The sequence below is a fragment of the Sodalinema sp. genome (genome assembly GCF_046483825.1).
Lineage (GTDB): Bacteria > Cyanobacteriota > Cyanobacteriia > Cyanobacteriales > Geitlerinemataceae > Sodalinema.
Window position 1 is genome coordinate 1 of the sequence record NZ_JAWOCL010000286.1, and the last position, 6304, is coordinate 6304.

The 6304-nt window shown below is 51.9% G+C and carries 6 protein-coding genes; 5 read left to right on the forward strand and 1 reads right to left on the reverse strand.

From position 1 onward, the window contains the following. Together R6U67_RS18330 and R6U67_RS18335 are read left to right on the forward strand one after the other, a co-directional pair. Window positions 1-1377: response regulator (locus R6U67_RS18330; protein WP_410253883.1), on the forward strand; the 1377-nt coding region annotated here is incomplete at its 5' end. A gap of 130 nt (window positions 1378-1507) precedes the next feature. After that, window positions 1508-2839, forward strand: a complete 1332-nt coding sequence (locus R6U67_RS18335; protein WP_410253884.1) for a response regulator — start codon at window positions 1508-1510, stop codon at window positions 2837-2839. 16 nt (window positions 2840-2855) lie between these two features. Here R6U67_RS18335 and R6U67_RS18340 read toward each other — a convergent pair whose 3' ends face one another. Further along, complete coding sequence (locus tag R6U67_RS18340) at window positions 2856-3737, reverse strand: BMC domain-containing protein (RefSeq protein WP_410253885.1); 882 nt, start codon at window positions 3735-3737, stop codon at window positions 2856-2858. A gap of 163 nt (window positions 3738-3900) precedes the next feature. Between R6U67_RS18340 and R6U67_RS18345 the strand changes: the two genes are divergently transcribed. The 3 genes from R6U67_RS18345 to R6U67_RS18355 form a co-directional block, all read left to right on the forward strand. Then, window positions 3901-4977, forward strand: coding sequence for a RuBisCO accumulation factor 1 (locus R6U67_RS18345; RefSeq protein WP_410253886.1), 1077 nt, complete (start codon window positions 3901-3903; stop codon window positions 4975-4977). 179 nt (window positions 4978-5156) lie between these two features. Continuing rightward, the gene (rpmB, locus tag R6U67_RS18350; protein WP_068789385.1) at window positions 5157-5393 is read left to right on the forward strand and encodes a 50S ribosomal protein L28; all 237 of its coding nucleotides are present in this window, start codon (window positions 5157-5159) and stop codon (window positions 5391-5393) included. Window positions 5394-5792: 399 nt separating this feature from the next. Then, on the forward strand, window positions 5793-6304 hold a 512-nt coding region (locus R6U67_RS18355; RefSeq protein WP_410253887.1), incomplete at its 3' end, for a hypothetical protein.

Below are 6304 nucleotides of genomic sequence, written 5' to 3' on the forward strand. Positions count from 1 at the left end.
GAAAATGCGACCACTCGCCAATCAGTTCGTTATTTGGTGCAGTCTTGGGGAATTAGTCAAATTACCGAGGTGGGAACCGGTAGCAATGCCTTGGAAACCTTGAAAGAGTCGGCTGAGCGATCGCACCCCTATAATGTGCTGATTTTAGATCTGCAATTGTCTGACATAGACCGAGACAAGTTTCTGGCAGAAATTCGCGCCTATCCGCTGTTGCGAACCACGAAAATTGTGGTCATGAGTAACTTCAAAGATCGCGCCAGCGCTGAGACATTTTTAGAAGAAGGGGCTGCGGCTAGCTATTTTTTGAAACCGGTGCGAGCGTCACGGCTCTTTGATGCTCTAATTACGGCGGTTGCGCCGCAACTTCACTTAGAGCGAGATCCCGACAGTGATACGGAGTTCTTTGATCCAGACTTGCCTCTGCCCTCGAAACGCTTTTCGCATATCAAGTTGTTGGTGGTCGAAGATCATCCCACCAATCAACAGGTGATTATGTCTCAATTACAAGAACTCGGTGCCGTTCAGATTGACTGTGCTAGTAATGGGCAAGAGGCCTTAAATCTTTGCCGTCAAACTCACTATGATTTAGTCTTAATGGACTGTCAAATGCCGATTCTCGATGGCTATGAAGCCACTCAAGAATTGCGCCGTCGAGAAGCCGACAGCGATCGCCATACCATTATCATTGCCCTCACCGCTCATGCCATGCCCACGGATCGAGAACAATGTCTTGAGGCGGGTATGGATGATTATATCCCCAAACCTGTCGATTGGGATGTCTTACTAGAGACCTTAGAACGTTGGACAACTCACCCGGCCACTGAGGGCGATCGTTCGTCAAACCCCACAAAATTTGCTACCATGAGCCACAATAGTGCCGACCTAAACCGTCCATCGCGCTCCTCATCACAGACCCGCGCTCCCTTGCCCCCATCTTCATCCGATTCCTCTGGCAATCCTCCCATCTCAAACCATGACTCAGATGAATCTAACCCCTGTTTAGAGCCAAGCCAGATGAGTCAGGATAGCCCTAAGCCACAAATCCCTTTAGATTTAGAGCGTTTAGTCCGAGTATCTCGGGGGAAAGTGTCACTGCAAAAGCGACTTTTGCAAGCCTTTGTTGATGCGACTGAAACAGACTTGGAAAATCTGAGAGCCATTGTTGATGACCAGGATGGCGATCGCATCACAGAAATTGCTCACCGCCTAAAAGGGGCCGCCGCTAATGTAGGTGCGACGGTTATGTCAGAGCAGTCAGCGGATTTAGAACAGGCTGCTAAAGAGCAGAACTTTGAGCAAGTCGAGTCTTATCTGCAGAGGCTTTTGGAGCAATGGCAACAGATTAAACAGTTTCTGGAAACATTGGAGTTATCATAACGTCAACTGGACTTGGAGGTGTTGCAGTTGAAAACTTGGCTCTCAATAGACCCCGACCCAGCTCAAGGATCGATAGGTCCCAAATCTCACTCACAAGCGGTCGAACAAGCAACTTGAACTCCTAAATATTATGGCGACCATCTTAGTTATTGATGACGAAGTAACCACACAAATGGTCTTACAAGATCTCCTCGAAAGTGAAGGACATCAGGTCATCATTGCCAACAATGGAAAACAAGGCTGGAAACAGGCTAGTCGAGAGCAACCCAACCTAATTATCTGCGATTGGATGATGCCGGAGATGAATGGCGTCGATCTCTGTCGTACTATTAAGGCAAAACCCGAACTCGAAACCACTTTTTTTATTCTTCTGACGGCCCGAGAACAGATCGATGACCGCGTCTGCGGCCTCAATGCTGGTGCCGACGACTTTATTTCTAAACCCATTGAAACCGAAGAACTCCTCGCGCGAGTTCGCTCAGGCTTGCGGTTGAATCATCTCAATCAACAGTTAACTCAGTCTCTACAAGACCTCAAAGACACCCAAGTTCAACTGGTTCAAAGTGAAAAAATGTCGAGTTTAGGACGCTTGGTGGCCGGTGTCGCCCATGAAATCAACAATCCGATTAGTTTTATCTATGGCAATCTCAGCCATATCAACGAATATACTCATGACTTGTCATCCCTGATTCAAAAAATTCGGGATGACGATAGTTTTTCTCGTCAAAACTTTCTGGAAGCCCTCGCAGAGATTGACTTTGATTTTGTCGCCGCCGACTTAGAAAAAATGCTCGGTTCGATGAAAGAAGGCTCCGAGCGCATCCGAGAAATTGTGATTGCCTTACGGGAGTTTTCCAGCCAGGAGCGCAGTGGGGTACATGATATTGACTTGCATCATGCCCTCGATTTAGCCTTATCCATGTTGGGGCCTCGTGTCCATCAAGCCGCTGGCCGAGCCTCGGGGCTGATCCTCGATAAGCAGTATGGTCAACTGCCCAAGATTAAAGGGGATATAGGTGTAATTAACCAGGCTTTGTTCAATCTTTTGGAAAATGCCCTCGATGCGATCGTGGCCCAATCTAAAATCGATCCCAATGAAGACTGGAGGCCGCAAATTTCCATCACCACTCGCAGCTTAGACGAGTGCTGGGTAGAAATCGAGATCACGGATAATGGCATCGGGATTGACCCAGCCTTAAATAGCAAAGTCTTTGACCCCTTCTTTACCACCAAACCCGTTGGCCAGGGCAAGGGCCTAGGACTCGCCGTCACCTATCAAATTGTCGTCCAACAACATAAGGGGCAACTCAGCTATGACTCTCAGGTTGATCAGGGGACTCGTTTCTTGATTCATCTCCCCATCAGCCAAGAGTCACTCCAATGCCAAATTTCCCCAACCCCCTACACTGTGGCTAGTCCTAGGTTTGGGCAACAGGGACAACCGGCTCCCATGACTCGCTAGCCGGTTGGCCAACGCCCTAATCTAACTCAAAATCAGGCATTTCCCGTTGAGGGGCCGGGAGTGGCTCGGCAATGAGTTCTTCGATCGCCTCTTCTTCTTGTCGTTCGATGGGTTCTTCGATGGGTTCTTCGATTTCGACGGGGACTTTCTCCAAGGCCGGCAACGCGATCGGTTTGGCCGCCTGGGTTTCGACGGGAGAGGACACCAGAACCGGCAAGGGTTCAGCCTCATCGAGCCAGTAACTGGCCACGGGTAAGACATTTTCGAGGTCTTCGAGTAAGCGAGGAATCACCATCACCGCGTGAAGTTCGCCAATCCGTTCGGCTTCGTGCATTCCCGCTTCAATGGCCACGGCCACATTGGCCACAGTTCCTCGGACAATGGCGGTACAGAGTCCATCACCGATGGTTTCATAGGCCGCCAGTTGCACGTCGGCTGATTTCAACATGGCATCCGCGCCCCCCACCATCGCCGGAAAGCCTCGGGTTTCGAGGAGGCCGATGGCCCGGTTACTGAGGCGAGAATAGCCTCGTTGTTGGTTGCACAGTTCCACCAAACGGCTGCCGAGGGGGAAAATGACCTCTAGGTTGGGCATGGGGCGGGCAATGGTGGATTTGGAGATCAGTTGTCCGAACTGTTCGGCGGTTTTGGCCCCTTCTTCCACGGCGAGGCGCACATCGGGATAGCGCCCCCGTACGATCGCAGTACAATAGCCCGCGCCAATTTTTTCGTAACCCACCAAGATCACATCGGCCGATTTCACCATCATGTCAGCGGTACCGACGATCGCCGGGAAGCTACGAGTCGAAACCATGCCGAGGGCAGTATCTTGGTATTTGAGGCGTTGGCGCTGTTTGGGAAGGGACGTGGGAATGCGGCTTAGAGGAGTCTGAGACATGAAGATTTGGGTCTGGCAGAGGTGCGACGGGGGTAATTAGACAGGGATAATCAGGTCGACAAGGGTGGCAGGACCAGTCGTGAACTTTAGTGAAAATTGCTTAGGGGTAGTCTTTTGCCTTCAATCGTGCTTACGATGATTGTATCAAGAATGCTGGTTGACGATGACTGAACACAAACCTGAACCACTCAAATTAAGTGACGATGAGGTTCGCGAGATCTTGCGATCGCTGCGTCACAAGGAGGGAAACTGGATTGACTGGGGCAAACGCTGTAAGCAACTTCAGGATGCCGGCTATGCCGCTGAGGATATTTTCGAGGAGACGGGAATTGAGGCCCTAGTCCAGAATCAAGTCATTGTCGCCGCCCAGGTCTATGACAGCATTGTTGAGGGTCAGCCACCAGGGGAGGTGTTAGCCTACTGCGAAGGACCTCGCAGCGATGTCCTCTATGAACTTCGCATTCTCAATCAGCGTCAACGGCTCGAAGCGGCCATGCTGGCGGCCGAGAAACGCCTCGATGTCGATGGCGCTCATCGTCTGAGTCATGATGTCAAAGCCCTCGCCTGTTTAGCTCAGATTCCCGAAGGATTTAGCCGCCATCCTGGGGATGCGGTGGCCTATCAATGTTGGCGACAGGCCAAACGTCAGCGGGATCTCTCGCAACGGGCGCGATTGATTGCCGAAGGATTGCGTTTTGTCGAAAGTGATACGGCCCGGCAGCAGTTGGAGGCTCTCTTACAGAATTTAGCCGCTCGGGCCCCTCGTCAAGCGCCCCTGTTGCCCTTATATCGCCCGGAAACTAGCGAGGAGTTGCCGCGCCTGTTGCCTCTGGCTGGGGAGATGCCCTTAACGGCTGCTGAGATTGAAGCTGTCGAGGCGATCGCCCCCGAAGAACCCTTCCAGATTACCCGTCTCCCGGCTGGATCGGCCTGTGTGCCGGTTCCCGGCTGGCAAGTGGTCTTGAAGGCTCAGGATCCTGTGGCGTTTTTGGTCTCTAGTGGTTGTTTGCCTAATTCTCCCGGTGGCGATCGCGAAACCGTCCTCGTTGCCATCGATCGCGCCCAACGAGACTGGGACGAGAACAGTTATTTTCTCGTCGAGGAGGAGCAACAGGTGCGTTTAGCTTGGTTTGCCGAACCCCCCAGCCTGACCATTTTGGGGCGTTTGTTACTGGTGTTGCGCCCTAAGCGGATTTTGGACGAGGGCAATATCACCGAGCCTTGGCAGATGGATGATTAGCAGGGACCATTCGCAGGGACCATTCGCAGGGACCATTCGCAGCGACCATTCGCAGAGACCATTCGCTCGGTCCGGGCACCAGAGGAGCGCCAAATTATGGTAGGATGAAAAGCTGGGTTTTTTGTAGCTAAACCCCATTAAGATTCAGCATCATTTGTTCGTCAAGGAGATTTTCGGTTATGGCACGTCGATGCCAAGTCAGTGGAAAAAAAGCCAACAACGCCTATGCGGTGTCTCACTCCCACCGTCGCACCAAACGGCTTCAGGAAGCGAACCTGCAATGGAAACGCTTTTGGTGGCCCCAGGGCAATCGCTGGGTGCGCTTGCGAGTGTCCACCAAAATGATCAAAACCATCCAACGCAAAGGATTGGCAACGGTGGCCAAAGAAGCTGGCCTCAATCTGAACAAGTTTTAAGACCTCCACTGCCAGGGAGTCCTAGACCGGGAGTTTGTTGATTGAGACAGACTCCCGGTTTGTTTTTGCCAAGATGGAGCCGCCCCAATCTCCGTGTAAGCACGGGCTAATGCTGCGTAGTTCTACGTAGCACCCCAATGAGGGGTTTGACCCCCAACTGATCGATTTTGCCTCTGAGCTGGGTAAGCTAGGGGTACATCCGTAAATTCTCCCTTGGCGTTCCCGGTCAGGATCGGCTAAGACTAGAGTAGAACCCGAGCCAGTCCCATCATTTCACCGCCAATTCTATTGTTAAATTTCTAAAATTCCCCGTCGGTGTGAGATTGTATTTTCTCTTGATTTCCTATTCTTTACGCTCGTTCTCTCCCTCAATCGCATCTGCCGAGTTGATTTAAAACTATGGCTAACCCCCACATCTGGATTCATATCAAACGTTGGTTACGGAACACCAGCAAGCGACTCTACAGCCAGTTTGCTCGTTTCGTGCGCCGTCTCCTGCATCGCCTGGCCCCACCACGCCGTCGCCGTTCCGAGCGTCGTATGGCGGGGTTTGTCCTGCCGACAGCGATGATGCTGCTGTTGGTGTTGTCTCTAGTTGTGGGGGCGATTTTGTTGCGGACCATTAGCCGCACGGAACAGGCGATGCTATCTCGGCGCGATCGCGTCATCTATAACGCCGCGACCCCCGCCATTGACCGGGCTAAAGCCAAGTTAGAAAACCTCTTCCAAATTGACCCACGGCTACCCTCAGGGATTCCCGCCCAGGAACTCTTAACCGACCTGATGCGGGATGACGACGCTACTTATACCCTTCCCGATGAAGAACGGATTGATCTCAATGGCGACGGAACCCTAGATAATGCTTGGATTTATCAAGAAGCCAGTGGAGTTGGGGATGAGGAAAATAACCT